This is a genomic window from Pseudomonas sp. P7759 (assembly GCF_013386445.1).
Classification (GTDB): domain Bacteria; phylum Pseudomonadota; class Gammaproteobacteria; order Pseudomonadales; family Pseudomonadaceae; genus Aquipseudomonas; species Aquipseudomonas azotoformans_A.
On record NZ_JACART010000058.1, the window covers coordinates 1 to 24449 of the forward strand.

Below are 24449 nucleotides of genomic sequence, written 5' to 3' on the forward strand. Positions count from 1 at the left end.
GGCAAGCCCGCTCACTACAATCAGTGTTTTTGGAGCCACCGCAGCAAACCACTCTTCTTGGCCGGCGCAGGCTTCTTCAGCACCACCGCATCACGGATGTCTTCGCGCTGATGCTGCAACCGGTCCAATGCCATCAACAAATCACTGCTGTGCTGCAACTGCGCGCCCAGCAGTGATTTTTCGATGCGGAACAACCGCCCGCTGGTGAGGCTGCGAAATTGCCCACGGGATCGCCCGTCCGCCAAGATGCCCTCCTCACCCATCACTTCGCCGGGGCCCATGCGACCGGCTTCGACCACGCGATCACCATCATGGATCGCTACCGATACCACGCCCGTGGCGATGATCATCAGGCTATCGGCGACTTCATCGAAGGCCAACAGCACCTGATTGGCCTGGAAGTCCACGGGGGTCATGGCCTCGGCCAGGCGGTCGCGTTCCTCAAGGCTGAGGGCACGCATCACCCGGACTTCCTCCAGCAATTGCCGCTGGCGGCTCCAAGCCTTGGTGTTGGAGCCTTCACCCCAGGTCAACCCAGCCGCTTCAAGGTGTCGATGAGCCAGGTCAAACATCAGGTTGCGCACGCCGCTGCGCGCTGAGCGTGAGGCGACGAAGCCCTTGAGTTCGTACTCGTTGAATTCCAGTTGCGAGCTTTTGATCGAGACCTTGGGCCCCGGCAGCAAGGCGTGAGTGCCCTGCAAGGCTTTTTCCAAGGCCTCCAGTGCCAGGCGAGGCGCGATGCCGCTGGGCACCGCCAGGCTGACGCTGACGCCATGCGCCCCGCCCGGCCGGCTGTGGTTGAGGATCTTGGCCTTGGCCGCCAGGGAATTGGGCACCACAGCGGTGCTGCCCGCTTCCGTCTGCAAATGAGTAGAACGCCAATCGATGTCCAGCACCTTGCCCTCAACCCCATCGATGCTGACCCAATCATCGATCTGATAGGGCTTGGTGGTGTTGATCACGATGCCGCTGAACACGTCGCTCAAAGTGCTTTGCAGCGCCAGGCCGAGGATGATCGCCATGGCGCCCGAGGTCGCCAGCAGGCCCTTGACCGGCAGTTGCAGCACATAGGCCGCTGCGCCGACGATGGCGACCAGGAAGATCACCGCCCCCAGCACATCATGCAGCAGGCGCGCGCTCTGCCCCACACGAGTGGTGAGGCCGTGGCCGAGGATCACGGTCAGGGTGCGTGCAGTGAACAACCACCAGCCGATGCCCAGCACGGTCGCCATCAGGTTGAGCACCGCGTCTTCCGGCCAAGGCGGTGGCTGCAAGGGGCTGATGCCGGCCGCCACCATGACCCAGCAAAACAGCGCGAACACCAGCACCCGCAATCCGCTGCGCAAGGTACGCCGCGCCGGGCCAAGGCCTTGCCACAACACCAGGTCCAGCAGGATCAGCACGCCGCCGAGCAGCAAGGGATGGGTGTAGAGGTTCATCAGCTGGCCACCGCGAGCACCACCGGCTCGCCCAGGAACACACTGCAGCGCGCCCGCAACCAGCGCTCCCCCGGATCGTTATGGGTGGTGCCGCGCCACACCAGCGCCAACTCCTGCTCAGGCAAATCCAGCGGCGCACACTGCGCACGAAGGCCACCGACTCCGGCCATGGCGCGCGCCACATAGTCGGGCACGATGGCGAGCATGTCGCTGTCGGCCAGCAGCACCGGCAACGCGCTGAACTGCGGCACGGTGAGCACCACTTTGCGCTGGCGACCGATCAGGCCCAGGGCACGGTCGGAGTCATCGATCACATTGCCCATGGACGACACCACCGCGTGGGGCCGCTGGCAGAACTCGTCCAGTCCCACGTCCCCTGGCCGGTGATCGGCGCGCAGCAGCATCGGACGCATCGGCCGCAGGCTTTTGCGGCGTGCATTGGCCGGCAGTTCCTGGGTGTGGCTGATGCCCAGGGAGATCTCGCCACTGGTGAGCAGTTGCGACATCTGCCAGTGATCGGCACGGCGCACCACCAGGGTCATGTTGGGCGCCTCGATGCGCAGGCGCCGCAACAGGCTGGGCAGCAAGGCGTATTCCACGTCGTCGGACAGGCCGATATGAAAGGTGGCCTCGCTGGTCGCCGGGTTGAACGCCTGGCAGCGACTCAGCGCCGCCGCAATGCTGTCCAGCGCCGGGCCGAGATTGCTGAAGATTTCCTCGGCACGCGACGTGGGTTGCATCAGCCGCCCAGCGCGAATGAACAGCGGGTCATCGAACATCAACCGCAAGCGGCCGAGGGCACTGCTGATGGTCGGCTGGCCGAGGAACAATTTCTCGCCGACCCGGCTGACATTGCGCTCGTGCATCATCGACTCGAACACCACCAGCAGATTGATGTCAGCACGACGCAGGTCATTTCTGTTCATCATGTTAGCCACCCGGCCGCAGGGCCTTGGAGAGGAGTGAGAGGCCTCAGGTTATGGCGGCGCGGGCCGGGCGTCACTCCTACCTGGGGTCAAGGTGGTCATACCTGCGTATAGGGCTCTGAATGGAAAACATTCTCTGTGGGGAGTGGGCTTTTTGTAGTGAGCGAGCTTGCTCGCGCTGGGCTGCGAAGCGGCCCCAGTAAGACCACCGCATTTTTCCAGATAAACCCTAGGGCCTGGTTTTGGGGCCGCTTCGCGCCCCAGCGCGAGCAAGCTCGCTCACCACAAGGAGCGCGCTGCTTGCAACAGAGAGGGCTTGGCAGGATTTCAGGGTTTTGTGTCCTACTCGGTGAGAACGGATGCTTTTAAAGTAAGTGACCCCTGCTCCACCCCCGATAACACCAACGGAGTGCCCGAACGCCATGAAAATTACCGTTCCCGCGAGCGCGCGCCGCGAACAGTCGTGGTTGACCGGCCTCTGGGACCGGCTGGTATTCACCCCCCGACAGACCCACGCACGCGCCTCGTTCGGCATCAGCCCGACCCCAGCGATCAACGCCCTGGGCTGGGTGGTCGGGCTGGTCGTGGCCTGCGGCATCTTCGTGATCAACTCCGAAACCCACACCGACTGGGCGCCGACGCTGCTGTACATCACGCTGCTGTTGATGGCGGCCAACCTCTTTTCAATCAATGTGGTGATTGGCGTCGCGCTGTTTTCCATCGCGCTGCTTACTGCGCTGTTTCTCTACAACGGCAACTATGAACGTTGGGAATCGATCACCGGGTTCTTCCGCTGCCTCACGGCGCTGTCAGCCATCACTTTTCTTGCCCTGCGCAGCAAGTACGCGGCGGACAGCCTGCGGCACAACGAGGCCTACCTGGTGGGCGCCCAGCGCCTGAGCCAGACCGGCAGCGTGAGTTTTCGTGGCGACAGCGATGCCATGTCCTGGTCCGAGGAATTGGCGCGGATCTTCGAATACCCACACCAGCAGACGCCCACGGCGGCGATGGTGCTGGAGCGCACCCATCCCGACGACCGTCACCTGGCCCGCGAGGTCTTCGCCAAGGCCCTGAACCGCGTGCCGCTGATCGAGGTCAAGCACCGCCTGCTGATGCCGGATGGGCGCGTCAAGCACCTGCATATGATCGCCAGCCCCGTCGAGAGCCGTGGGCATTTCGAATACCTGGGCGCGGTGAAGGACGTCACTGCCGACAAGCTCGCCGAAGAGGCGTTGTTCCATGCGCAGAGCCAACTGGCTCACGTCACCCGCATCACTTCCCTGGGCGAATTGGCCGCCTCGATTGCCCATGAGGTGAACCAGCCGCTGACCGCCATCACCAGCAGTGGCGAAGCCTGTCGGCGCTGGCTTGACCGCGCCGAACCCGACCTCAATGAAGCCCGCCAGTCTCTGGACCGCATCGTCTCCAGCGCCTGCCGCGCCAGTGAGGTGATCAGCCGCATTCGCGCGCTGTCACGCAAGTGCGACCCGCTGCGCAAACCCGAGTCGCTGGACGCCATCGTCAACGAAACCCTGGGCCTGGTGCAGCACGAACTGTCGCGCCATAAAGTGCGCAGCCGCGTGGAACTGGGCGTGCTCGACGCACAGATCAACGCCGACCGCGTGCAGCTGCAACAGGTGCTGATCAACTTGATCATCAATGCCTGCCACGCCATGGAAACCGTTGCCCCGCGCCAGCGCCTGCTGCGGGTGCGCACCTGGGTAGACGGCGACAATGTCCTGCTCGAAGTGGCCGACCAGGGCATCGGCATTGACGCCAAGGACCTGCCGACCTTGTTCCAACCCTTCTTCACCACCAAGCCCGACGGCCTGGGCATGGGCCTGTCGATCTGCCGTTCGATCATCGACTTCCACGGCGGCCGTCTCTGGGCCGCCAGCACGCCCGGCGAGGGCACCGCATTCACCTGCTCACTGCCACTGTTGGCCAAGGAGGCCCCATGAACGACCTTCACCCGATGAACCGCGTGATCAGCCAGGAACCCTGGGTGTATATCGTCGATGATGATCGCCCGCTGCGCGAATCCCTCGGCAGCCTTTTGCGCTCGGTGGGCCTGCAGGTCCAGCTGTTTGCTTCGGCCGCCGAGTTCATGCATTTCCCACGCCCCGACCTGCCCAGTTGCCTGGTGCTCGACGTACGCCTGCAAGGCACCAGCGGCCTGGATTTTCAGAATGAATTGGTGACGGCGCGGATCAACCTGCCCATCGTGTTCATGACCGGCCACGGCGATATCGCCATGACCGTGCGCGCGATGAAAGCCGGTGCCGTGGACTTCCTGGCCAAGCCGTTCCGCGAGCAGGACCTGATCGACGCGGTGTGCGCCGCCCACGCCAAGGACAAGGCGCGGCGTGAAGCCGAGCGCGGCGATGATGAACTGCGCAGCCGCTACGCCACCCTCACCCCCCGCGAGCAAACGGTGATGGCACTGGCGGTTTCCGGCCTGATGAACAAGCAGATTGCCGGCGAAATCGGCCTGAGTGAAATCACCGTGAAGATCCATCGCGGCCAGGCGATGCGCAAGATGCTCGCGCGCTCTTTCGCTGATCTGGTACGTATGGCCCAGGCCCTCGGCATCCCGGTCAAGCAGCAGGTTGGGTATACGCACGTATAGTATGTTGCCGGTGTGGACGGCGTATCGTGGGGTGATGGCGGGTTGCTTCCATGTGCAGCCCGATAGCCTCCAGGTAACGAAATGTCCGACACGAAGATAATTGCCATCGTCGATGATGATGAGTCCGTTCGCCTGGCACTGGATGGGCTGCTGCGCTCCAACGGCTACAGCGTCCGGCTCTATGCGAATGCCGAAGCCTTTCTCGGCTCCGATGCCCCCCGCACCACCGCCTGCCTGATCAGCGACATCCAGATGCCTGGCCTCACCGGCATCCAGCTCTACGAAACCCTGCATGCCGATGGCGTCTCACTGCCGGTGATTTTTATCACCGGCTACCCCGGCCCGCCGCCCAGTATCGACCCGGCATTGCCGCCGCCGATTGCATTCTTTCCCAAGCCGTTTTCCTGCGCCCAACTGATGGCCTGCCTCGCCGATGTGCTGGGCCGCTAATACCTTGGTATAGCCGCCTCACACCTACGCATGCCTGCATTGACCCTAGGTAGAAGTGTTCAAGGCAGGCCACCTGGATAGTCTGGCTCCACACAGTCCCACTCACGCAACAACGCCTCTCCAGGAGCAAACCATGAAACAGCACATTCTTATTATTGGCGCAGGGTTCGGTGGTGTCTGGAGCGCGTTGAGCGCGGCCCGCCTGCTGGACAAACATGACCGCAACGACGTGCAGATCAGCTTGCTCGCCCCGCAACCGGAACTGCGCATCCGCCCACGTTTCTACGAGCCCGATGTGCACACCATGATGGCGCCGCTGGGCCCGTTGTTCGACGCGGTGAACGTGACGTTCATTGAAGGCGCGGCGGACAGCATCGATGAAAACGGCAAGCAAGTGACCTACCGCGACGTAAGCGGCACTTCGACTACGATCAAGTACGACCGCTTGGTGCTGGCCGCCGGCAGCCGCCTGAATCGTCCGCAGATGCCAGGCATAGAGCATGTCTTCGATGTGGACCAGATCGAAGACGCCACGCGCCTCGAAGCGCATATCAAGGCCTTGAAGAACCTGCCTGACAGCGCAGCTCGCAATACCGTGGTGGTCGCCGGGGGTGGTTTTACCGGTATCGAGACCGCCACCGAAATGCCGGCGCGCCTGCGTGAAGTACTGGGTGACAAGGCTGACATTCGCGTCGTGGTGGTTGACCGTGGCCCGCAGATCGCCGCGTCCATGGGCGATGGCATTCGTCCCTCGATCATCGAAGCGAGCACCGAATTGGGCCTGGATTGGGTGCTTAACACTTCTGTCGCCTCGGTGGATGCCGGCGGCGTGACCCTGGCGAATGGGCAACGGATCGAATCCAGCACTGTAATCTGGACCATCGGTTTTCGCGCCAACCCGCTCACCGAACAGGTCAGCGGCACCCGCGATCCCCAGGGCCGCCTGCATGTGGACGGCAACCTCAAGGTCAAGGGCCAGGCTGACGTGTTCGCCGCTGGCGACGTGGCCTACGCCGCGACCGATGACCTGGGCAACTTCGCCGGCATGTCCTGCCAGCACGCCATCGCCCTGGGCCGTTATGCCGGCAACAACGTCGCCGCCGACCTGATCGGCGTCGCGCCGATGACCTACAGCCAGCCCAAGTACGTGACCTGCCTCGACCTCGGCGCCTGGGGCGCGGTGTTCACCGAAGGCTGGGACCGCCAGCTGAAACTGGTCGGCCAGGAAGCCAAGGACCTCAAGCACCAGATCAACACCGTGTGGATCTACCCTCCGGCCGCTGATCGCACCGTGGCGCTGGCGGCGGCGGACCCGTTGATTCCGGTGGCCTGATCTCCGTACTCCCTACACCGGCCAGCTCACTCCTTGCTGACCCGGTCATTCCCGAGCGCCCGCCGATGATGTTTAGGCGGGCGTTTTTTTATCGCCCTCACCCAACGAACGCGCCGCCAAGGCCCCCATCACCCCGCCCACCATCGGCGCCAGCCAGAACAGCCAAAGCTGCGCCAGGTACTCGCCCCCGGCAAACAACGCCGGCCCGGTGCTGCGTGCCGGGTTCACCGAAGTATTGGTCACCGGGATCAACACCAGGTGTATCAGCGCCAGCGCCAAGCCAATCGCAATCGGCGCAAAGCCAGGCACCGCGCCCGGTGCGGTCACACGCATGATGATGAACAAGAAGAAAAACGTGGCGATGAACTCCGCGAGCAACGCGGCCTTCATGTCGAAGTGACCAGGGCTCAATGGACCATAACCGTTGGCTGCAAACCCACCCACTGTGAAATCCGGCTGCCCATTGGCAATCAGGTACAAAGCCGCTGCCGCGCCCATCGCACCGGCAACTTGCGCCGCGATATACGGCAGCACATCACCGCCGGCCACACGCCGCCCCGCCCATAAACCCAGGGTCACCGCCGGGTTGAAATGCCCACCGGAAATACCGCCTACCGCATAGGCCATGGTCAGCACCGTGAGCCCGAACGCCAGCGAAACGCCGACAAACCCAATACCCAGTTCCGGGAAAGCCGCCGCCAGGATGGCGCTGCCACAGCCGCCGAACGTCAGCCAGAAAGTACCGATAAACTCGGCGGTCAAACGCTTTTGCACAATCGACTCCATTGCTGTTCAAGTGCCGTCACCACAGACCGTGGGCGGTCGTGGGGGACGGTAGCAATGGGTATCAAATTGCTGTGTAAGACTTGTCCTGTTTTATCGGGTTACGACACCCTGCCCAAATCGGCGGATCGCCAGGCAATACCCAATCAACGCCAGCGCCGCCAGCAACCCACCTGCCGCGCCGATCCAGGCGAAGCCAAACTGGCTGCCGACCCAACTGCCCATCAGGGCGCCGCCGCCGATGCCGATGTTGTAGATGCCGGAAAACATCGCCATAGCCACGTCAGTCGCATCCGGGGCCAGCACCAGTACCTTGGATTGCATTGCCAGGCCAAAACCCATGATCGCCATCCCCCAGAACACGCTCAACACCACCAGGTAGGATTCTGCACCACTCAACGGCAGCAGCAGCGCCAGGCACGCGGCGAGGATGAATACCGCGCCGACCACGAACAGGTGCGGGTTGAATCGGTGCACCAGGCTGAACAGCAGCGAGCCGATGATGCCCGCGCCGCCGAACACCAGCAGGATCAGGGTGACCGCGCTGCCGCTCATGCCGGCGACGCCTTCGACGAAGGGTTCGATGTAGCTGTAGGCCGTGAATTGCGCGGTCACGGTCATGGCCGTGAGCACGTACAACGCCACCAGCGCCGGGCGCTTGAACAGCAGCGGCAGGCTGCGCAGGGAGCCGGAATTCTGGCTCGGCAGCAGCGGCAAGGTGCGCGCCAGCCAGAACACCAGGGCGGCGGCGAACGCGCCGATCACTAGGAACGTGGTGCGCCAGCCCATGGCTTCGCCCAGCAGGCGGCCCAACGGGATACCCAACACCATCGCCAAAGAAGTACCGGTAGCCAACAGGCCGAGGGCTTGCACCTGCTTGCCTTCCGGCGCCAGGCGCACTGCAAGGGACGCGGTGATCGACCAGAACAGGGCGTGGGACAAGGCAATGCCAATACGGCTGATCATCAGCAGGCCGAAGCTGTTGGCGACACTGGAAAGGATGTGGCTGACGATAAACATGCAGAACAGCACGATCAGCAGCTTGCGCCGTTCGACGTTGCGGGTCAGCAGCATCACCGGCAGCGAGGTCAGGGACACGATCCAGGCGTAGATGGTGAGCATCAGGCCGACGCTGGACACGGGCATGTCGAAGCTGGCACCGATGGCGCTGAGCAGCCCGACGGGCACGAATTCGGTGGTATTGAACACAAAGGCGGCCAACGCGAGGGCGATGACCGGTTGCCAGTTGGCTTGGGGCGTTGCGGCTGAAATGCTCATTGAAGGGCGCGGTACTCGGACGATGATCAGACGGCCACCCAGGACAAGCGCCGCCGCCGAGCATTCTATAGGTTTCTGGCGCGGCTGTTGACGCCGATCCGGCTCAAAACAACCTCAACCCCATCACGGCGCGCTCAGGGTGACCACGTAGGCCCCCGATTGAATGGGCTTGCCGAGGGCGTCCACCAGCACATACCGTTGGTCGTAATAGCGCCCATCACGGCTGTCGGCGACCAACTTGACGTTAGCCTGCGCAGTGCCCAGCGCCTTCACCGTGCCCACCGGTTGCACCGCCAACTGGCTGCCACGCAGGGCCTGGGGGCAGCCTTTGAGTTCCACCGTCGACCCACCCGGCGCAGCCGAATTACAACTGGGCTCGACAATACTGCCGTGAAATTGAATGACGCCTGAGGGCGCCGCCAGGCAAGCCCCCGCCCATACCGCAAGAACGCCGGTAACCAGTGACAAACGTTTAACGTTCATGTCGACGCTCCTTCTTGGGTAGTTAAGAAGGTAGTCGTCTGGCCCGGCGTTTACTTGAGCTTATTCGGCAAAGGCTGTGACGTAGATCAAGGATCCACCTGCCCCATCATTTCTGGAATGCTTTCCGGCCGCTTGGCATAACGCTGGGCCAACGCCGCGCAGACCATCAGCTGGATCTGGTGGAACAGCATCAGCGGCAAAATCAACACGCCCATGGTTGCCCCGGCGAACAACACCTGGGCCATCGGCACACCGGTTGCCAGGCTCTTCTTCGAACCACAGAACAGGATGGTGATGCGGTCCTCCTGATTGAAGCCAAAGGCCTTGCCCAGCACGGTCGAGGCCACCAGCACCAAGGCGAGCAACACGCAGCACGCCACCACCAACCCACCCAGCTCCCACAACGGGATCTGGTGCCAGATGCCTTCGTTGACCGCTTCGCTGAACGCGCCATAGACCACCAGCAGAATCGAGCCCTGATCAACGAACTTCAGCCAGGATTTATTGCGGCCGACCCACTCGCCGATCCAGCGACGGGCAATCTGCCCGGCGATGAATGGCAACAGCAATTGCACGCTGATCTTCAGGATCGCGTCGACGGTTGAGCCACCCTCGCCGTGCACGTTGAGCAACAGGGTCACCAGCAATGGCGTGAGGAAGATCCCGAACAGGCTGGACGCCGCCGCACTGCAAATCGCCGCCGGGATATTGCCCCGCGCCAGCGACGTAAACGCAATTGCCGATTGCACCGTGGCCGGCAGGGCGCAGAGGTAGAGCATGCCCATGTACAGGTCTTTGCCGATCAGCGGCGACAACACCGGCTTTAGCGCCAGGCCCAGCAGCGGGAACAGCACGAAGGTCAGGCTGAACACCAACAAATGCAGGCGCCAGTGCCCGGCACCGGCAACAATCGCCTGGCGCGACAGCTTGGCGCCGTGCAGGAAGAACAGCAGCGCAATCGCAAGGTTGGTGACCCAGCCGAAGGCCACGGCGGTCTGGCCGCTGGCGGGCAGCAGGGAAGCGAGGATCACCGTGGCGATCAGCGTCAGGGTGAAGTTGTCGGGCAGAAAACGGGGGCGAGTCATAAGCAGGATCTTCCGGGGGTTGCCAAGAGCGTCGTCGCGACTCTAACGTAACGGCTTGTTACCGACTAACGCCAATGAGCCAGTAAATGCCGCCTAAAGGACATGATAAGATCGTCCGCCGCAGTGTGCCTGGGCTTTCCAGCCTGCCACGGCCGGTGTACGGACGCACCGAATCCTTGCCCAATCGTGCGTTGACCCGTCGCCACAGCCACCCGTGGGTGCAATTGTCCTACGCGATTTCCGGGGTGCTGGAGATCCAGACCAGCGTCGGCCGCTTCGTCGCGCCGCCTCAGCGCGCGGTGTGGATTCCGGCCGGTATGCCGCACCGCGTGTTCAGCTCGCCCCACACGGAGATGCGCAGCCTGTACCTGGATTGCAGCGTCACCGCCTGGGCGGATGAGCGCTGCCATGTGCTGGAGGTAAGCAGTTTGCTGCGGGAGTTGATCCGCAGTTTCAGCGAACTGCCGGTGGAATATGCCGAGGATGGACCGGATGGGCGCCTGGCCCAAGTGGTACTGGACCAACTGGCGGCGGCGCCGCAAGTCGACCTGATGCTGCCGCTGCCGCTGGACCCGCGTTTACGCCAGATCTACCGCAGCATGAATTCACACCCGGAGCAGCAGACGACCTTGGGCCAGTGGAGCCAGAAGCTGGGGGTGAGCGAGAAGACCCTCAGCCGCTTGTTCCTGAGCGACACCGGGCTGACCTTTCGCGCGTGGCGCCAGCGTTTGCGATTGCTCACCGCCCTGCCCGCCCTGGAGCAGGGCGAGCGGGTGACGGATGTGGCGCTGGGGTGTGGGTATGAATCCACCTCGGCGTTTATCAATGCATTTCGCCAGCAGTTCGAGGCGACGCCGGGTGAGTTCTTTCGCTAGGCAGAGGCCTTTGCCAGCATCGCCTGGAGCAACACATCCGCCCCCGCCGTCGACCATTCCTGGGAAATGTCTTCCGCCTCGTTATGGCTCAACCCATCCACACAGGGTACAAAGATCATCGCCGTCGGCGCCACCCGGTTCAGGTAGCAGGCATCATGCCCGGCGCCGGAAATCATCGGCCGATGGCTATAGCCCAACGCCTGCGCCGACGCACGCACGACTTCGACACAGCCCGCATCAAAGGCAATCGGCGCGTACTGGAAGATCTGCTTCACGCTGTGCTGCAAGCCAATGCCGTCGGCAATCTGCGCCACGGCATCACGCAACTGCTGGTCCTGGCGTGCCAAGACCGCTTCATCGGGGTGACGGAATTCCACACTGAAAAACACCCGCCCCGGCACCACGTTGCGTGAGTTGGGGAAGATATTCGCCATGCCCACCGTGGCCCGCCCTTCGGCGCCCTGCTCCAGGCCCAACCCGTTGACGGCCTCGACCACCCGGGCAAAACCGAGCAAGGCATCCAGGCGGTGGTCCATGGGCGTGGTGCCCGCGTGGGCGCTGCGGCCGCTCAGTTCCACTTCGTACCAGCGCTGGCCCTGGGCGCCGGTGACCACGCCGATGGTAATGCCCTGCGCTTCGAGGATCGGGCCTTGTTCGATATGCAGTTCGAACGCGGCGTGGATGGCTTGGCCGCCCACCGGCTCGGTGCCAGCGTAGCCGATTTGCTGCAGCGCCTGGCCAATGGTCACGCCGGCTTTGTCTTCACGGGACAGCCCGTATTCCAGGTCAAACACGCCCGCGTAGACGCCCGACGAAATCATCGCCGGCGCAAAGCGTGAGCCTTCTTCGTTGGTCCAGTTGACCACTTCGATGGGCCGGTCGGTCTCAATGCCCAAGTCATTCAGGGTGCGCAGCACTTCCACGCCCGCAAGCACGCCGTAGATGCCGTCGTACTTGCCGCCAAAGGGCTGGGAGTCGCCGTGGGAACCGGTCATCACCGGGGCCAAATCGTCGAAGCGCCCTGCGCGACGGGCGAAGATATTGCCCATGGCGTCCACGCGGATGCTGCAACCGGCCGCCTCGCACCACTGCACGAACAGGTCGCGGCCACGGCGGTCTTCGTCGGTCAGCGCCAGGCGTGATACGCCGCCTTTTTCGGTGGCGCCGATCTGCGCCATTTCCATCAGCGAAGCCCACAGGCGTTCGCCGTTCACACGCGCCAGCTTACTCATGGGGTTTGGCCCGATAGCGGAAGTCACAACGGTGATCGCCGCCCATGATGGTTTGGGTGCGGGTCAACTGGATGTCAGGGTTGTAGCCGACGATAAACAACTCGTCACGGTTGCACGACAGCAGGTGGCCGATCTCGCCCAGGCCCATCTCGTGGTACATCTCGGCGTAGCGGCAGCGTTTGACGTCGTAGTCGTAGTGGTCGGCGTCACTGGCGATGATCTCGACCTTCAGCGCGTCGTCCTTCTCCCACAGCACTTGCAGCTCGACGAAGCTCTTGAGGTCAGCGCCCTGCTCTTCCAGCGACGCAAAATGCTTGCCGGCCTGGATCGCGGCATTGCCCACGGCTTCACCGATCACGGCAGCGGCAAAGTCCTTGCCCTGTTCGCGCTTGAGGATCTCGTAGATCGGCTTGATGATTTCGGCCTCGATGCGCCGCCGGGCGAGGATGCCCAGTTCACCTTCCAGTTTGCTCATTGTGTGCCTCCATCAGCTCCACAGAACCGGGTGCCCAACAGGCACCCGACAATACGATTATTGACCGCCTGCCACGCTCACCGGCTGCCATTGATTGGCCTTGACCTGGTAAACGGTGAACGTCGGTTTCTTCAAGTTGCCTTCGCCGTCAAAGGCGATGGTGCCGGTCACGCCCTCATAGCTGATGGCGCGCAGCACCGGCAGGTATTTCTGTGGGTCCACCGAATCTGCTTTCTCGATAGCCGCCACCAGCACGCCTACACCGTCGTAGGCGAACGGCGCGTGCAGCTCGATGTTGGTTTTGTAGCGCTCCTTGTAAGCCTGCTCGAATGCCTTGCCGCCCGGCATCTGCGCAATCGCCAGGCCCGGCTCCAGGGCGATCACGCCTTCGCCTTCGTTCTGCGCCAATTGCAGGAAGGTCTGGCTGACGAAACCACCGGCGCCCATCAACGGCGCCTTGATCCCCAGTTGCTTGATGCGACGGGCCAACGGTGCAGCCTGGGCGTCGACGCCGCCGAAGAAGATCAGGTCCGGGTTCTGGCTGCGGATATTGGTCAGCACGGCGCTGAAGTCGATGGTCTTGTCGTCCACGTATTCGCGGGACACCACCTTGGCGCCACCGGCTTCGATGGATTTGACGAACTGGTCCGCCAGGCCCTGACCAAAGGCGGTGCGGTCGTCGATCACGGCGATACGCTGGGCCTTGAGGGTTTTCAGGGCATAGTCGCCGGCGACCCGACCGCCATCATCGTCGTGGCCCATGATGCGGAAACTGGTGTCGAACCCTTGCTGGGTGTAAGCGTGACCGGTAGCCACCGGCGCCACCTGGGCGATGCCCGCGTCGTGGTAAACCCGTGCCGCCGGGATGCTGGTGCCGGTGTTCCAGTGGCCGACCACGCCCACCACGCCCTCGTCGACCAGGCGCTGGGCCACGGTGACGGCGGTGCGTGGGTCGGACTGGTCGTCTTCGGACACCAGCTTGAAGGTCACGGCTTCACCGTTGATCTTCGGGTGCTTGGCGTTGGCCTGGTCGATGGCCAGTTGCGCGCCGTTTTCCAGGTCCTTGCCGATCCGGGCCGACGGGCCCGTGAGCGGGCCGGCGAGGCCGATCAACACAGTCTGGTCGGCCTGGGCCACGGCGCTGGCCAGGCTGCTCAGGGCCAGGCCGATCAATGCGGTTTTCTTCAAGGTGTTCATGGGTTATTCCTGCTAAGTGTCGGGCGGGTCGGAACACGCCGGGCGTCCGGTAGCGTCATGGTTTTATTCGCCGAGGTAAGCACTGCGCACCTCGGGGTGTTCAAGCAAATCCTGGGAAGGGCCGGTCAAGGTGATGCGCCCGGTGTCCATCACGTAGGCTCGGTCGGTGACTTGCAGCGCCAGCCGTGCGTTCTGTTCAACCAGCAACAGGGTCATGCCCTGGCGACAGACGTCGTCGATCACCTGGAAAATCTTCTCGACCATGATCGGTGCCAAGCCCATGGACGGTTCGTCCAGGATCAACAAGCGCGGGCGTGACAACAGCGCACGGGCCAGGGCGAGCATCTGTTGCTCACCACCGGACAGCAGCCCGGCGGACTGGTGCAGGCGTTCTTCCAGGCGCGGGAAGTGTTCGAACAACTGGCGCATTTCGCGCCGTACTTGCTCGTTATCGCGGCGCAAAAAGGCGCCAGCCTGCAGGTTTTCCAACACGCTCATCCGCGCGAAAATCCCACGGCCCTCAGGGACCATGGCGATGCCCTGGCGCAGCAGGTGTTCCGGGGCCTGGCCGAGAATCGATTGCCCGGCAAAATGGATCGACCCCTTGGTCGCCGGCAGCAAGCCGGTCAGGGCCTTGAGGCTGGAGGACTTGCCCGCGCCATTGGCGCCGATCAGCGTGACACGCTCGCCTTCAGCGATATGCAGGTCCAGGGATTTGACGGCTTCGATGGCGCCGTAGCGCACCTGCAAGCCCTCGACGTTCAACAAGGCTTCAGACATGCGCACTGGCTCCCAGATAGGCCTGGATCACCGCCGGATGCTGACGCACTTCGGCGGGTGGGCCGACGGCGATGACCTGGCCGTAGTCGAGCACGCTGATGCGGTCGCATACGCCCATCACCAGCTTGACGTCATGTTCGATCAGCAACAGCGTGTGGCCGTCGTCACGGATCTTTTCCAGCAGGCCGCGCAGTTGCACTTTCTCGCTGGCGTTCATGCCCGCCGCCGGTTCATCCAGGGCCAGCAAGCGTGGCTCGGTGGCCAGGGCGCGGGCGATTTCCAGGCGGCGTTGATGGCCGTAGCTGAGGCTGTCGGCGCGGTAATGGGCAAAGCCGGCCAGGCCTACATACGCCAACAAACGGTGGGCATGGGCACGGGTTTGCGCCTCTTCTTCCTGCGCGCGGCGGTGACGACTCAACGCCGCCCACAGGCCATTGCGGGTGCGCACATGGCGCCCGACCATCACGTTTTCCAGGGCGCTCATGGCATTGAACAGGCGGATATTCTGGAACGTACGGGCAATACCGGCTTCGGCCACCTGATGCACGCTGGTGGGCTGGTAGTCACGACCATCGAGCTGGAAGCGCCCGGAGTCCGGGGTGTACAAGCCGGTCATCACATTGAAGAACGTGGTCTTGCCCGCGCCGTTCGGACCGATCAACCCGTAGATCTCACCGGGCTGGATGCTCAGGCTCACATCGGTCAGCGCCGCAACGCCGCCGAAGTGCTTGTTGACCTGGTCTATCTGCAACAGCGGTGCGTTCATCGTGCCACTCCTTTGGGCCACAGCCCGGCCGGTCGGTAGAGCATCGCCAGAATCAGCGCCAGGCCGTAAAACAACTGGCGGATGATTTCCGGGTCCACCAGCACCTGGCCGAACAGCGCCTGCTGCAGCGGGCCCATGCTGGCGCGCAAGGCTTCGGGCAAGGCCGCCAACAGCACGCAGCCGAGGATCACGCCGGGGATATGGCCCATGCCACCCAGCACCACCATGGCCAACACGGCGATGGACTCGTTGAGGGTGAAGGACTCCGGCGAAACAAAACCCTGGAACGAAGCGAACAGCGTCCCGCTCACCCCGCCGAACGCCGCACCGATGGCAAACGCCAACAGCTTGAGGCGCACGGTATTCACGCCCATGGCCTGGGCCGCCTCTTCGTCTTCACGGATCGCCACCCAGGCGCGGCCGATGCGCGAGCGCTCCAGGCGGATGCAGGCAAACAGAATCAGCACCACCAGCGCAGCAAACAGGTAGTAATAGAGGTAGACCGACGGCAGGCGCAGGCCGAACAGCTCCTGGGTGCGACCGAGGTTCACGCCCAGCAGGTTGACCGGATCGACCTGGGCAATGCCTTTAGGCCCGTTGGTGAGATTCACCGGGCGATCAAGGTTGCGCAGCAGGATGCGAATGATTTCGCCAAAGCCCAGGGTCACGATGGCCAGGTAATCGCCGCGCAGGCGTAGGGTCGGCGCGCCGAGCACCACGCCGCAACCGGCAGCGAGCAGTGCGCCCAACGGCAAGATCAGCCAGATCGAGGTGTGCATCCCTGCCGGCAACAGCGCGGCCAATGCCGGGAACTGTTGCAGCAAATGGGGTGACGAGAGCAACGCGGCCAGGTAGGCGCCCACCGCGTAAAACGCGATGAAGCCCATGTCCAGCAGCCCGGCGTAACCGACCACAATGTTCAGGCCAAGGGCGAGCATGATGTACAGCAGGGCAAAGTCCAGGGTACGCACCCAGGTGTTGCCGCCGGCATGCCCGACGATCCAAGGCGCCAATACCAGAGCCACGGCGAACAGCAGCAAGCCAAGGCTGGCGCGTTTATTGGGAGAGAGAGACGTGATCATGCGCGGGTCGCCAAACGTTCGCCCAACAGCCCGGAAGGACGGAACACCAGCACCGCGATCAACACGATAAAGGCGAACACATCCTGGTAATTACTGCCGAACACGCCGTTGGTGGCCGCACCCAGGTAACCGGTGCCCAGGGCTTCGATCAGCCCCAGCAGCAGGCCGCCGAGCATGGCGCCCTTGAGGTTGCCGATGCCGCCCAGGACCGCTGCGGTGAAGGCTTTGATACCGGGCAGGAAGCCCATGTAGAAATGCGCGCTGCCGTAGTTGCTGGCCATCATGATCCCGGCGAGTGCTGCCAGGGCGCCGCCGATGGCGAAGGTGATGACGATAATCCGATTGGGGCTGATGCCCATCAGGCTGGCGACCTGGGGGTTTTCCGCCACGGCACGCATGGCCCGGCCGAAGCGCGTGCGCTCCACCAGCACCAGCAGCGCAACCATCACCGACAAGGCGATGGCGATGGTGGCCAACGCCGTGACGTTGGTAATCGCCGGGTGCGCCGAGGCACCAGCCAGTACTTCAATCGGCGCCAGCGGCAGCAGTTGCGGGAACATCTGCGGGTTACGGGTCCAGACCAGCATGGCGATGGTTTGCAGCAACAGCGACACGCCAATCCCGCTGATCAGGGGCGCCAGGCGCGGAGCATGGCGCAGGCGGCGATAGGCGACGCGTTCAATGACCACCGCGAGTACCGCGCAAAACGCCATGGCCACCAGGGTTGCACAGAGCAGCACCAGTACTGGCGGCAGCGCAGGCCAGGCGGCCTGCACCAGGCGGATCACCGACAACCCCACCAACGCGCCGATCATCAACACGTCGCCGTGGGCAAAGTTGATGATGCGCAAAATGCCGTAGACCATGGTGTAACCCAGGGCCACCAGCGCGTAGAGACTGCCCGTCATCAAACCATTGAGCAGTTGTTGGATAAACCCATCCATCAGGACCAGAAACCTCAGTGCGTGCAAGGGCGGCACACTAAGCATCTATTCTGTTTTTATCAAATATCAGAAAGTCATATGCATATATCAAACGAATAACAGGCCTTTTATGCCAAAAATACGGCACTTATGGCTCTTTATTCAGATTAAAAGTTAGTATTTAATTCAACACATGAATAAATCAGAACAATTAGCCAACGACCCTCCCCTGCGTGCCGTGCGCACCTTCGAAGCGTTCGCGCGCCATGGCGGCGTGAATGCCGCCGCGCGCGAGCTGGACGTGTCCGCCTCGGCCATCAGCCATCAACTGCACTTGCTGGAAGATTTCCTGCAACAGCCACTGACCTTGCGTCAGGGCCGCAACCTGGTACTCACCGATGAAGGCCGCGAGTACTACCGCGCGATTCGTTCGGCCTTCGCCGTACTGCGCAGCGCCACCGAGCACGTGCGCGAAAAAAGCGCCACGCGCCAGGTGACCATCAGCCTGATCCCGCTGTTTGGCATCAACCTGTTCATCCCGCGCCTGGCGGACTTTCTGAAGGACCACCCGGCGCTGGACATCAACGTGACCTACGCCAACCACCGCAGTTACCCCAGCGATGCGGCCGACCTGTCGATCCGCTTCGGCACCGGGCATTGGCCGGGTTATCACAGTGAGCCGCTGATCTCCGGCGCGGTGACGCCCTATTGCAGCCGCGATTTCCTGGCGCAACATGGCCCCATCGACTCGCCCGAGGCGTTGAGCCAGCTGCCACTGCTGCACGACGAAGAACGCGGCACCTGGGGCCAGTGGTTCGAAGCGGCCGACGTGGACACCACGGCGCTGAATGGGCTGTTGTTGGAAGACGGCCAACTGGCGCTCACCGCCACGCTCACCGGCCTCGGCTGCGCCTTGCTGCGCGAGCCGTTGGTGGCGCCCCTGGTAGCCAGTGGCGTGTTGGTGAAGTTGTTTGAACGGGAGGTCAATGATGGCCGCCAGTACTACCTGTGCCGGCGGGCCAACAGTGAATTGTCGAGCGAGGGGAATGACTTGTATGACTGGATCAAGCGCAGCTTGATTGCCGGTTAGCTGCCATTGCCGCCATGGGCTTCTTCGAAGAAGTAGTCCTTCCAGCTGGCGGCCTTGTTTTTCAGCACACCGAGTGCCTGCAATTTTTCGGCGTAGATGTAAGTGCGCTGCGGCACGATGGTGAAGTCGATTTCCGGGTCCTGAACAATTTTTTCAACCAGGTCCAACGGCAACTTCGACTGTTCTACGCGAATATAGGCCTTGGCCGCAGCCGGTTTGTCGGCCTTGATAATTTTCTCGGCCTCGGCCAGCGCGTCATAGAACGCTTTGTAGGTCTTGGGGTTTTCGTCGTGGAATTTCTGCGTGGTGTAGAGCACGTTGAACGTCGCCTGCCCGCCCAGGATGTCGTAGGAACTGAGCACCTTGTGCACGTTGGGATTCAACAGTTCCTGGTACTGGAACGGCGGACTAGAGAAGTGCGAATTGATCTCCGAGCCGCCGGCAATCAGCGCAGCGGTCGCGTCCGGGTGAGCCAGGCTGATGGAGATGTCGTCAAACTTCTTGTAGTTGGCATCGCCGAACTGCTTGGCGGTCTCGATCTGCAGCGTGCGCGACTGGAACCCGACGCCGGCGGCGGGCACGGCGATCCGGTCTTTTTCGGTGAAGTCCTTGAGAGTCTTCACGTTGGGGTTGTTGGTCAGCAGGTAGTTGGGCATCGAGCCAAGGGAAGCGATGGCCTTGACGTTCTGCTTGCCCTTGGTGCGGTCCCAAAGGGTGAGCATCGGCGGCACCCCGGCCGAGACCACGTCCAACGCACCCGCCAGCAGCGACTCATTCATCGCCGTGGCGCCGGAAATGCTGTTCCACTCCACCTGGATGTCCAGGCCCTGTTCCTTGCCGTGCTTTTCGATCAGGTGCTGGTCGCGCACCACGTCGAGGATCAGGTAGCCGATCCCGAATTGCTGGGCGATGCTGATCTTGCCTTCGGCCTGGGCACCGATACTGATCAAGGCGGTTGCAGCGGCCAGCAAGGTCAGGGAAGAACGCTTGAACGTCATAGGAGTCTGCCGGGTTTTTAAGAAGGTGATGGAGCCTAGCGGCGATTTTTAAGACAGGAAAAGAATATCGGGATCTATTGTTATGCAAATAACCCACAAACGGGCGTTCGGCTGGTATCGTGCCGCGCTTTGAAAACCTGCCGCACACTGCGAGGAAATGGACGTTGAACACTGACGAAAAAATGACCGGGGACCTGTTCGAGGTGGATAAGCGCCTGTCACTCAAACCCGTGGTGGACTTCAACGCCTACCTGCGCAGCGCCTTCGGCGACGGCCCATGCAGCTGCATCCGCTGCACGGCCAGCCAAGGGAATGAAACCGGCTATGAGTTCCAGCACACCTTCACCTTCGACGGCAAACCCACCCACCGCCGCTTCGCCACCACGGCGGGCAGCGATGTGTTGCAAGCGTTGAAGAAAGCCTGGTTGTCGTACACCAAGGCCGAGCTGCCATTGAGCGGTGTGCTGGCACTGGACACGGTGAAGGAGTTTGTCGAACCGCAACTGCACAAACGCCTGGCACCGCTGTTTTTGGCCAGTGGGTTGGTCAAGGAGGTAGAGGGGGTGTTGCAGGTTCAACCGCAGGCGGCATGATCAGCTGTTCTGACCGCCGTCGACATTCAGCGTGGCACCGGTGATATAGGCGGCGTCCGCACCGACCAAAAACGCCACCACTCCGGCGATTTCTTCCGGCTGGCCATAACGCCCCAATGCGGTCATCTGCTTGACCAGCGGCGCCATATCGCTGGTCTCTGGGTTCATTTCGGTGTTGATGGGCCCCGGCTGTACAGTGTTCACCGTGATTGCGCGCGGCCCCAAGTCCCGTGCCCAGGCGCGGCCGTACGCCGCCACGGCTGCCTTGCTGGCGGCATAGTCCCCGACACCGGCAAAAGGTACTCGACTGGCAAACATGGTGCCGATCGATACGATGCGACCGCCATCGGCCATCAGTGGCACGGCAGCGCGTACTGCGGCCACCACGCCATTCAGGTTAATCGCTTGCTGGCGGTCCAAAGCGACTGTATCGGCCGCGGGATCGCCCACCACACCCATGCTAAAGACGCCGGCGCTGTTGACCAGGATATCCAGGCGCCCGAAGTGTTCATGCACGGTCCTGACCAATGCGGCAACCGCCCCACCATCAGCTTGATCCGCCGCGACGGCAAGCCCCTTCACCCCATAGGCCTTGATCCCACGCAACACGGCCTGCGCACGCTCGGCGGAGCGGGAGTAACTGAACGCAACGTCTGCACCATCAGCGGCCAGGCGCAGGGCGATGGCGGCGCCGATACCGCGAGACGCACCGGTGACCAATGCGACTTTACCTTTGAGAGACTGGGTCATGGTGATTCCTTGAAAAACGGTCGATTCACGGGTTGCGAACCGTAAATCAAGGTAATCTCTTCAACTTAAGTGATAAACGCTGCATTTCTGTATTCCGTATCACTCAACCAGTGACAATCTGCGAGGCTCCATGGACTACTTCCAGGCCGTACAGGCGTTTCTACGCATCGTGGAGACCGGCAGTTTTGTCAAAGCCGCCGCACAGTTGCAGGTGCACCCCAATGCCGTGACCAAGATGATGCAGGCGCTGGAGTCTCACTTGCAGGTGAGGTTGCTCAACCGCACCACCCGCACGGTGACGCTGACCCCGGAAGGCAGCGCCTATCATGCCCGCATGAGCCGAGTGCTGGACCAATGGCTGGAAGCCGAGTCAGACATGGCCGTATCCCGCAACCAGCCCAGTGGCAGGCTTCGAATCGACATGGGCACTTCCATCGCCACGTTGCTGGTGATCCCGGCCCTGCGCGATTTTCATGCGCGTTATCCGAAGATCCAGATCGATATCGGCGCCAGCGACCGTACCGCCGACCTGGCCAGTGAAAGCATCGACTGCGTGATCCGGGGTGGGCACTTGGCAGATTCGGCATTGATCGCACGACGTTTGGGCAGCCTGGACTTTGTCACCTGTGCCACACCGACTTACCTGGCAGCCCACGGGATACCCAGCCACCCTGCAGAACTGGAAGAGGGCCACACGCTGGTGCGCTATTTTTTCCCCGGCAGCGGCAAGCAAAACAGACTGGAATTGTCACACGGAGAGGAAAAAGTTGCGGTGGAGGGTCGGCATTTCGTGGCGGTCAACGACAGCAACGCCTACCTGGCGGCAGGCCTGGCCGGACTGGGAATACTCCACACGTTGCGCTTCATGGTGCAACCGCACATCGATTCGGGCGCACTGGTGCCGGTGTTACACGAATGGTCAGCGGCGCCCAATCCATTGTCGGTGGTGTACATGCCCAACCGGCATCTGAGTGCACGGGTGCGGGTGTTTGTGGAGTGGCTGGTAGAGTTGTTTGCCGCACACCCTCATGTGCGGCAAGGATCAGACCGTCAGTAACCCACACCCCGCACACCACCGGAAGCCCGGATCGATTCGCCGGTCACCCAATGAGCCTCATCGGAGGCGAGGAACACAGCCAGCGGCGCGATATCTTCCGGCTCACCAAAGCGCCCAAGGGGCGTACCGGCGATCAGCGACTGGCCAAATTCGCCGGCAAAATTGCCATCGGTGGCCGGCGTGTTGGTATGGCCCGGCAGGATCGAGTTGACCCGGATCCCCTTCGGCCCCAATTCCCGCGCCAGGGCGAAGGTCAGCGTGTCCACCGCGCCCTTGGTGGCCGAGTACACGCTGGAAGCCAGGTAGGGGTCGGTGCTGAGGATCGAGCTGATGTTGATGATGCTGCCGCCCTGCCCCAGCAACTTCACCGCTTCGCGCGCCGCCAGCAGATAGCCCAGCACGTTGAGGTTGAACTGTTTGTGAAAGGCCTCTTCGGTCAGGTCTTCAATCATCTGGAACACCGCGACGCCTGCGTTGTTGACCAGGATATCCAGCGTGCCGAATTGCTCACCGACCGTTGCGAACAGCCGCGTAACGTCGGCGCCCACACTCATGTCCGCCTGCACACTGATCGCTTTGCCGCCGTGCTGCTGGATATGCGCAACCACTGCGTCGGCGTCTGTTTGACTGGTGGCGTAATTGACCACCACGGTCGCGCCGGCTGCCGCCAAGCCTTTTGCGATCCCTGCGCCGATGCCTTTCGAGGCACCGGTGACCACTGCAATTTTTCCGTCGAGCTTCATGATTCTGGTCTTCCCAAGGTTGAGTGATGTCGCTTGCCACCAGTATTCGGCCCCCCATAGGAATGCCGGTTGCCGGTTCTTCTCCCATGCTTGCCTATTCTTCTCAGCCGGCTTGCTTTGCCCGTCGACCTGGCTCAAGGTCGCTGCATGAACGACGACCTGGATGAACTGCGCCGCCTTGTGATGCGCGCCGACAACAAATGGACCGACACCGGCCTGCCTCGCGTGGCGATGGTGCGCGCCGAAGCGTGCGCGGATCAGGTGTATCAGCCGATGCTGCACCTGGTGCTGCAAGGTTCGAAGACACTCTCCATCGGCGATCAGGTCGCGACCTACGGGCCGGCCAGTTACTTCGTGGTGCCGGTGGAGGTGCCGGCTACCGGCCAGGTCCATCCCTCGACACCCGCCTTGCCGTACCTGGCGCTCAGCCTGACCCTGGAACCCTCGATGATTGCTGCCGTGCTGGCAGACGAGCGTCAACCCGCCGAACGCCCGCGCACCCAACGGTTCGCGGCGGTGCAGGCGTCGGAGGAAATGCTGGATGCATGGCTGCGTATGCTGCGGTTGATGGATCGACCCAACGAGGCGGCCGTACTGGCGCCCCTGATCGAGCGGGAAATCCTTTTTCGGGTCCTGCAGGGTCCGCTGCGCGAAACCCTGGTGGACATGGCACGCCCCGATGGTCGCCTGGCGCAGATCCGCCGCGCCACCGAGTGGATCCGCCAGCACTACACCGAACCTTTTCGCGTAGAGCCACTGGCGGCCATGACCGACATGAGCGTGGCGGCGTTCTACCGGCACTTCAAAGCCATCACCGCGATGACGCCAATTCAGTACCAGAAACGCTTGCGCCTGTTGCGGGCGCGTTGGTTGCTGCTGTTCGACACCCTGGATGCGGCGTCCATCGCCTTCACCGTGGGTTACGAAAGCGCCTCGCAGTTCAGCCGCGAATATGCGCGGCTGTTTGGTTTACCGCCGGTAAAGGACGCGGCCCGGTTCAAGGTGCCGGGTTAAACACCGGACAACACGCTGATGTCACCGGAACGCCAGACGTTATCCACCGTCACCCGCCGGATCAGCCAGATGCTGGCCTCCCTGACCAACTCAACGTCATAACGGTTCTTCATCAGGTAGTGCCGCGACGGATCGCTTTGCGGCACATGTTGCGCCTCCACCAGCGCGTCCAGGCGGGCGCTGTCGCCGTCCAGCGTCACCCGCGCGTTGCTCACGGAGTGCGTGGTGTCGAGCTGGCTGAGCGCCCCCGACAGCGCGGCGACGATGGTGTCGCGGCCTTCCAGCACGGGGTATTCAAAGCCGGCCTTGGCGGCCGCCGGACGAAAATCCGACACGGCGTTTTGAGTGAAGGCCGAAGCCAGCAGGGCCGGATCGTTCTGGTCGATGCCCGCAGCAAAGCGATGCAGGGTGTCGATCACCGCGAACGTGTCGGCGGTGGTTTGAAACTCAGTAGACGTCATGGGGGCA

26 protein-coding genes are annotated in these 24449 nt (G+C 62.6%); 9 read left to right on the plus strand and 17 right to left on the minus strand.

Annotation, left to right across the window (positions count from 1 at the left end; genetic code table 11):
- Positions 1–20 precede the first annotated feature (20 nt).
- Together HX823_RS28570 and HX823_RS28575 are read right to left on the minus strand one after the other, a co-directional pair.
- Positions 21–1439: a mechanosensitive ion channel family protein gene (locus tag HX823_RS28570; RefSeq protein WP_177077935.1), complete on the minus strand. Its 1419-nt coding sequence runs from the start codon at positions 1437–1439 to the stop codon at positions 21–23.
- Positions 1439–2368, minus strand: coding sequence for a LysR family transcriptional regulator (locus HX823_RS28575; RefSeq protein WP_305729222.1), 930 nt, complete (start codon positions 2366–2368; stop codon positions 1439–1441). The genes HX823_RS28570 and HX823_RS28575 overlap by 1 nt, the downstream gene beginning before the upstream one ends.
- A 419-nt stretch (positions 2369–2787) precedes the next feature.
- Between HX823_RS28575 and HX823_RS28580 the strand changes: the two genes are divergently transcribed.
- The 4 genes from HX823_RS28580 (at position 2788) to HX823_RS28595 (ending at position 6777) form a co-directional block, all read left to right on the plus strand.
- Complete coding sequence (locus HX823_RS28580) at positions 2788–4326, plus strand: sensor histidine kinase (RefSeq protein ID WP_177077937.1); 1539 nt, start codon at positions 2788–2790, stop codon at positions 4324–4326.
- The gene (locus tag HX823_RS28585; protein ID WP_177077939.1) at positions 4323–4994 is read left to right on the plus strand and encodes a response regulator transcription factor; all 672 of its coding nucleotides are present in this window, start codon (positions 4323–4325) and stop codon (positions 4992–4994) included. The genes HX823_RS28580 and HX823_RS28585 overlap by 4 nt, the downstream gene beginning before the upstream one ends.
- An 81-nt stretch (positions 4995–5075) precedes the next feature.
- Positions 5076–5444 (plus strand): response regulator transcription factor, encoded by a 369-nt coding sequence (locus tag HX823_RS28590; RefSeq protein WP_038846986.1) that lies wholly within the window; start codon positions 5076–5078, stop codon positions 5442–5444.
- Positions 5445–5577: 133 nt separating this feature from the next.
- On the plus strand, positions 5578–6777 hold the full coding sequence (locus tag HX823_RS28595; protein ID WP_177077941.1) for an NAD(P)/FAD-dependent oxidoreductase: 1200 nt from the start codon (positions 5578–5580) through the stop codon (positions 6775–6777).
- Positions 6778–6849: 72 nt separating this feature from the next.
- Here HX823_RS28595 and aqpZ read toward each other — a convergent pair whose 3' ends face one another.
- The 4 genes from aqpZ to HX823_RS28615 all read right to left on the minus strand — a co-directional run bounded on the left by aqpZ (position 6850) and on the right by HX823_RS28615 (position 10406).
- Positions 6850–7551, minus strand: a complete 702-nt coding sequence (gene aqpZ / locus HX823_RS28600) for an aquaporin Z (protein WP_371317988.1) — start codon at positions 7549–7551, stop codon at positions 6850–6852.
- 102 nt (positions 7552–7653) lie between these two features.
- Positions 7654–8838, minus strand: a complete 1185-nt coding sequence (locus HX823_RS28605; RefSeq protein ID WP_033896745.1) for a sugar transporter — start codon at positions 8836–8838, stop codon at positions 7654–7656.
- Between the two features lie 123 nt (positions 8839–8961).
- On the minus strand, positions 8962–9321 hold the full coding sequence (locus HX823_RS28610) for a type 1 fimbrial protein (protein WP_177077945.1): 360 nt from the start codon (positions 9319–9321) through the stop codon (positions 8962–8964).
- Between the two features lie 86 nt (positions 9322–9407).
- The gene (locus HX823_RS28615; protein WP_038846999.1) at positions 9408–10406 is read right to left on the minus strand and encodes a bile acid:sodium symporter family protein; all 999 of its coding nucleotides are present in this window, start codon (positions 10404–10406) and stop codon (positions 9408–9410) included.
- Positions 10407–10492: 86 nt separating this feature from the next.
- Between HX823_RS28615 and HX823_RS28620 the strand changes: the two genes are divergently transcribed.
- Positions 10493–11281: a helix-turn-helix domain-containing protein gene (locus HX823_RS28620; protein WP_177077947.1), complete on the plus strand. Its 789-nt coding sequence runs from the start codon at positions 10493–10495 to the stop codon at positions 11279–11281.
- Here HX823_RS28620 and HX823_RS28625 read toward each other — a convergent pair.
- The 7 genes from HX823_RS28625 to HX823_RS28655 form a co-directional block, all read right to left on the minus strand.
- On the minus strand, positions 11278–12513 hold the full coding sequence (locus tag HX823_RS28625) for a Zn-dependent hydrolase (protein ID WP_177077949.1): 1236 nt from the start codon (positions 12511–12513) through the stop codon (positions 11278–11280). The genes HX823_RS28620 and HX823_RS28625 overlap by 4 nt on opposite strands.
- Positions 12506–12988 carry an L-2-amino-thiazoline-4-carboxylic acid hydrolase gene (locus HX823_RS28630; protein ID WP_177052176.1) on the minus strand — a complete coding sequence of 161 codons (483 nt, stop codon included), beginning with the start codon at positions 12986–12988 and terminating at the stop codon, positions 12506–12508. The genes HX823_RS28625 and HX823_RS28630 overlap by 8 nt, the downstream gene beginning before the upstream one ends.
- 57 nt (positions 12989–13045) lie before the next feature.
- The gene (locus HX823_RS28635; RefSeq protein WP_177052173.1) at positions 13046–14185 is read right to left on the minus strand and encodes a branched-chain amino acid ABC transporter substrate-binding protein; all 1140 of its coding nucleotides are present in this window, start codon (positions 14183–14185) and stop codon (positions 13046–13048) included.
- A 63-nt stretch (positions 14186–14248) separates the two neighbouring features.
- Positions 14249–14965 carry an ABC transporter ATP-binding protein gene (locus HX823_RS28640; RefSeq protein ID WP_177077951.1) on the minus strand — a complete coding sequence of 239 codons (717 nt, stop codon included), beginning with the start codon at positions 14963–14965 and terminating at the stop codon, positions 14249–14251.
- Positions 14958–15731 (minus strand): ABC transporter ATP-binding protein, encoded by a 774-nt coding sequence (locus HX823_RS28645; protein WP_016977293.1) that lies wholly within the window; start codon positions 15729–15731, stop codon positions 14958–14960. The genes HX823_RS28640 and HX823_RS28645 overlap by 8 nt, the downstream gene beginning before the upstream one ends.
- Positions 15728–16813 (minus strand): ABC transporter ATP-binding protein, encoded by a 1086-nt coding sequence (locus HX823_RS28650; RefSeq protein WP_177077953.1) that lies wholly within the window; start codon positions 16811–16813, stop codon positions 15728–15730. The genes HX823_RS28645 and HX823_RS28650 overlap by 4 nt, the downstream gene beginning before the upstream one ends.
- Positions 16810–17757, minus strand: coding sequence for a branched-chain amino acid ABC transporter permease (locus HX823_RS28655; protein WP_177077954.1), 948 nt, complete (start codon positions 17755–17757; stop codon positions 16810–16812). Before HX823_RS28655 ends, HX823_RS28650 begins: the two co-directional genes overlap by 4 nt.
- Positions 17758–17929: 172 nt before the next feature.
- Between HX823_RS28655 and HX823_RS28660 the strand changes: the two genes are divergently transcribed.
- Positions 17930–18826, plus strand: coding sequence for a LysR substrate-binding domain-containing protein (locus HX823_RS28660; protein ID WP_177077956.1), 897 nt, complete (start codon positions 17930–17932; stop codon positions 18824–18826).
- On the opposite strand, the gene HX823_RS28665 is transcribed toward HX823_RS28660, so the two are convergent.
- The gene (locus HX823_RS28665; RefSeq protein ID WP_177077959.1) at positions 18823–19824 is read right to left on the minus strand and encodes an ABC transporter substrate-binding protein; all 1002 of its coding nucleotides are present in this window, start codon (positions 19822–19824) and stop codon (positions 18823–18825) included. The genes HX823_RS28660 and HX823_RS28665 overlap by 4 nt on opposite strands.
- A gap of 164 nt (positions 19825–19988) precedes the next feature.
- Between HX823_RS28665 and HX823_RS28670 the strand changes: the two genes are divergently transcribed.
- Positions 19989–20417: a hypothetical protein gene (locus tag HX823_RS28670; protein WP_038847020.1), complete on the plus strand. Its 429-nt coding sequence runs from the start codon at positions 19989–19991 to the stop codon at positions 20415–20417.
- On the opposite strand, the gene HX823_RS28675 is transcribed toward HX823_RS28670, so the two are convergent.
- Complete coding sequence (locus HX823_RS28675; RefSeq protein ID WP_177077961.1) at positions 20418–21167, minus strand: SDR family NAD(P)-dependent oxidoreductase; 750 nt, start codon at positions 21165–21167, stop codon at positions 20418–20420.
- Positions 21168–21297: 130 nt separating this feature from the next.
- Between HX823_RS28675 and HX823_RS28680 the strand changes: the two genes are divergently transcribed.
- Positions 21298–22224, plus strand: coding sequence for a LysR family transcriptional regulator (locus HX823_RS28680; RefSeq protein ID WP_177077963.1), 927 nt, complete (start codon positions 21298–21300; stop codon positions 22222–22224).
- On the opposite strand, the gene HX823_RS28685 is transcribed toward HX823_RS28680, so the two are convergent.
- Positions 22218–22967 (minus strand): SDR family NAD(P)-dependent oxidoreductase, encoded by a 750-nt coding sequence (locus tag HX823_RS28685; RefSeq protein WP_177077965.1) that lies wholly within the window; start codon positions 22965–22967, stop codon positions 22218–22220. The two genes, HX823_RS28680 and HX823_RS28685, sit on opposite strands and share 7 nt — an antisense overlap.
- Before the next feature lie 147 nt (positions 22968–23114).
- Between HX823_RS28685 and HX823_RS28690 the strand changes: the two genes are divergently transcribed.
- The gene (locus HX823_RS28690) at positions 23115–23981 is read left to right on the plus strand and encodes an AraC family transcriptional regulator (RefSeq protein WP_095015679.1); all 867 of its coding nucleotides are present in this window, start codon (positions 23115–23117) and stop codon (positions 23979–23981) included.
- On the opposite strand, the gene HX823_RS28695 is transcribed toward HX823_RS28690, so the two are convergent.
- Entirely contained in the window at positions 23978–24442 is a 465-nt protein-coding gene (locus tag HX823_RS28695) for a nuclear transport factor 2 family protein (RefSeq protein WP_177077967.1), read from the minus strand. The two genes, HX823_RS28690 and HX823_RS28695, sit on opposite strands and share 4 nt — an antisense overlap.
- Between the last annotated feature and the right edge of the window lie 7 nt (positions 24443–24449).